Here is a 4,433-nt window from a genome sequence, read left to right on the forward strand (position 1 = left end):
GCCAAATTCTGTCCATCAAAAAATAAAATTGAAACCGGTCGAGTTTTCAAGGCATTAACTACCTGCTACTATAAAAAGACCTGATAATTAACCCATTGTTCAGTTTAATAACAGCAAATCCTTCCTGTGTGATTATAAGCGGGTATGCGATACAACACATTGAATATTCTCAAAATAACCCAGTTCATTATCACCGCATTCAAACAAAATTGATCACATTTTCAATCTAACATTAAGCTGAGGCAGCAAAGTGATACAAACTCTCAAGAAGCTGTGTATTATCATTTGTGCGGTACTGGTTTCCTTGCCATTGTTGGCGAATGATTCTAGTAATACTCAAACATGGACGTTCGCAAAAAGTGATCATGGTTGGAAAGCATACAATGCTTGTAACCTCACCGTTAAAGAGAATATGTTACAGGTCAACAGCACAGGAAAAGACCCGCACTTTGGTCGAGATCTTAAATCACCTGCCGGCTGGAAAAAAGTTAAGATTCGTCTGCGGTCTGCACAAAATCAGAAGGGCGAAATTTACTGGAAAACTCAGAAACAAAATGCCTATTCCGATGCACGTTCACAAAAGATCCAAATAAAAAACTCCAAAAACGAATGGCAGAATTTGGCTTTTGTATTTTATGCAGACTCAGAAATGACGGGCTTGAGGATTGACCCAGCCAGTCAGAAAGGTCTAGTTGAGATTGAATCGATCACTCTGGAAAATACAGCAGCCCCTCCTTCTGCTACCGCAACTCCCGTTGATCAAATCAAATTATTAAAAGATTTCAAGGTGGAATTGCTCTATTCCGTACCAACGGATGTGCAAGGATCCTGGGTCAGTATGACGATTGACCCCAAAGGCCGTTTGATAACCTCAGATCAATATGGCGATCTCTATCGAATTACGCCTTCAAAGATTGGCTCGAAAACAAACGATACACGAGTGGAACAACTGTCCGTCGATATGGGAATGGCTCATGGTTTACTCTATGCGTTTGACAGTTTGTATGCAGTTGTCAATGGCGGAAAGGAACGGCCTTCCGGATTATATCGTCTGAAAGATACCAATGGTGATGACCAGTTTGATGAAGTGAAATTTCTGAGAGAAATCAAGGGGGGCGGCGAACATGGTCCGCATGCCATTATTCTCTCACCCGATAAAAAATCACTTTACATTGCTGCCGGGAATCATACCGACTTGCCTGCTCCGGAGAAATCAGTAGTGCCTCGTAATTGGGGTGAAGATTTATTACTGCCACGTTTATGGGACGCCCGCGGTCACGCCGCCGGGAAACTGGCCCCCGGTGGTTGGATCTGTCGAACCGATCCGGAAGGAAAGGAATTTGAAGTCGTGAGTATTGGATTTCGAAACGAATACGATATCGCCTTCAATCCAGAAGGAGAGCTGTTTACGTATGATGCCGACATGGAATGGGATGTGGGATCTCCCTGGTATCGCCCCACGCGTGTCAATCATGTCACAAGTGGTAGTGAATTCGGCTGGCGTTCCGGAACCGGTAAATGGCCCGATTATTATCCAGACAGTCTGCCTGCGATCGTAAATATAGGTCAAGGTTCCCCCACCGGGATTGTATTTGGAACGGGCACAAAGTTTCCGGCCAAGTATCAAAAATCGTTGTTCATTTCTGACTGGAGTTACGGCATTATTTACGCAGTACATATGAAGCCACAAGGGGCATCCTATGTAGCCACTTATGAAAAATTTGCCTCTGCGACTCCGTTGCCGGCGACAGATTTAGTCGTAAATCCTCTTGATGGCGCATTTTATTTTACAATTGGTGGCAGAAAAACGCAGTCGGGGCTGTACCGCATTACTTATACAGGTAAGGAATCAACGGATCCTGTTCAACCTGTACCGGATGCTATGGCAAGATTACGGGAACTCCGTCGTGATTTGGAAGAATTTCACGGAAAGCAGTCAGAAACAGCCGTCTATTCAATCTGGCAATTTCTGGGTCATAAAGATCGGCACATTCGTTATGCGGCTCGAATCGCACTCGAACACCAACCCGTCGAACAATGGCAGAATTGTGTTTTGTTTGAAAAAGATCCAACTACTTTGATTACGGCTGGAATTGCTTTAGCAAGAAATGGTACGCCGACGTTTAAAACTCCTTTGTTGAATACTCTGAAAAATCTTGACTGGAAGGTACTTTCTGAAACGCAGAAGAGGGATCTGTTACGGCTGTATCAATTAGTGTTTATACGATTGGGGAAACCGACAGATTTGGAACGCTTGAATATACTCGCACAAATCAATAAAGCATATCCGGCTCGAAATTCATTTATGAACCGCGAGTTAAGTCAGGTATTGACTTACCTGAATGCACCCAAAGTCATCGAGAGAACGCTCAAGTTGCAAAACAATGCTTTGACACAGGAAGAGCAAATTCATTATGCCAAAGTTCTCAGCAGTATTTCAGTTGGTTGGAATGATGATCTGCGCAAGAAATACTTCAAGTGGTATTTGAAATCGATGGCGCATAGAGGGGGTATGTCATTCAATAAGTTTCTCGTGAATATTCGTGCGGAAGCCATCAAGACACTTTCCGATCAGGAAAAAGAAATGCTCAAACCAATTCTGGATGTCAATCTGGAAAAAGCAGTTCCGATTGCAGAAGGGCCACCAAGGTCTATCGTCAAGAAGTGGACTGTGGGAGAATTATTGAATGCAGTTAATACCGATAAAAATCAGCGCAATTTTGAACGAGGGCGTGAAATGTTTGCCGCGGGAGCCTGCTTCAAATGTCATCGTTTTGCGGGAGAAGGTGGGACAATTGGACCCGATCTGACAGGTGCCGGAGGACGCTTCAATGCTCAGAATCTACTGGAGTCTATTGTTGAACCTTCCAAAGTGATTTCCGATCAATATGCATCAACAATGTTTGCCCTGGATGATGGCCGTGTTGTCAATGGACGCGTGATTAACCTTAGTGGAAAAAATATGATGGTACTGACCGATATGACTCAACCCAGTAATCTGACTATAGTTGATCGAGATACGGTTGATGAAATGATACCTTCCAAATCTTCGATGATGCCAACAGGGCTTGTAGACACATTGACCAAAGAAGAGACATTGGATTTACTGGCCTATTTAAGATCAGGTGGGAATCCTGATCATGAACTGTTTCAGAAGAAGGATTAACGTTTGGCGTTACTTCTTGAGAGAAGCCAGGGGATTAGATCTGCTTGTACCGTCAAACGGCTGAGCTACAAATCATTTTAGTAAAGTGACACAATGATATACTCAAATAACATCACTCGCAGAGACTGGCTCACCAATGCAGCAATCTTCGCCTGTGGTGCAACGGCGCAGCGCGCCAAAGCGAATTCGGAAGAGCCAATCAAAACAAAATCTGTCGCCGCTATTGTATCGATCTATGAACCGGGGACACACGCTGATGTATTGGTTGGAAAAATTCTGGAGGGATGGAAGCAAGACGGCGGGGCAGGGCCAGCGTTGAAGTTGGCGTCATTGTACGTAGATCAATTTTCCGATCTTGATGTCTCTCGTCAGATGGCCGCTAAGTACAATGTACCCATTTTCGATACGATCGAAAGAGCAGTTACTGTCGGATGTGACCATATCCCCGTCGACGGTGTGATCAGTATTGGGGAACACGGTGATTATCCCATTAACTCCAAAGGGCAGCAACTTTATCCCCGCCGCCGTTTTTTTGAAGAAATTACTGACACCTTTGAGAAGTACAACCGCGTTGTTCCAGTTTTCAATGACAAACATCTGGGACCCGTCTGGTCAGACGGGAAATGGATTTATGATCGTGCCCGGAAGATGAAGGTTCCTTTCATGGCCGGGTCGTCGCTTCCTCTGACTTATCGTAAACCCGAGATCAACATTCCTCCAGGTTCTGAAATCGAGGCAGCCGTGGGAATTGGTTACTCCGGACTCGACATCTATGGCATTCATGCACTCGAATGTTATCAATGTCTGGTCGAGCAACGTAGTGGTGCCGAAAAGGGTGTAAAATGGGTGCAATACCTCGAAGGCGATGCAATGTGGAAAGCCCTGGATGAAGGCATCGTCCCCAAAAACCTGTTCAACGCGGCACTTGCCGCGGTTCCGAAACTGAGCAACGCTGATATTCGCGAGGACCCCGACGCAGCATTATTTCTGTTTAAGTATCATGACGGATTTTTGGGAATTCAGTTCATGCTGCAGTCCGTCAACCGTACTTCAGTGGCCCTCAAGCTCAAGGGGCAGCAACCGATTGCCACTCAATTTGAAGAGCGTACCGAACCCAGTCATCCCCATTTTGCTTACCTTTTGAAAGGCATTGAGCGAATGATGCACACCGGTCGTCCAACCTATCCCGTCGAGCGAACGCTGTTAACTGGCGGAATTCTTGACCGTGCTTTGACCTCAAGAATTCAAAATGGAAAACGACTGATGA

At 45.1% G+C, this 4,433-nt stretch carries 2 protein-coding genes; both read left to right on the forward strand.

The genetic code is table 11. From position 1 onward, the window contains the following. The first annotated feature begins 250 nt into the window (after positions 1-250). Positions 251-3,166, forward strand: a complete 2,916-nt coding sequence (locus Q0668_RS06395) for a c-type cytochrome (RefSeq protein ID WP_298861536.1) — start codon at positions 251-253, stop codon at positions 3,164-3,166. Between the two features lie 93 nt (positions 3,167-3,259). Then, on the forward strand, positions 3,260-4,433 hold a 1,174-nt coding region (locus Q0668_RS06400), incomplete at its 3' end, for a hypothetical protein (protein WP_298861539.1).

It is taken from the genome of uncultured Gimesia sp. (genome assembly GCF_937910335.1).
GTDB lineage: Bacteria > Planctomycetota > Planctomycetia > Planctomycetales > Planctomycetaceae > Gimesia.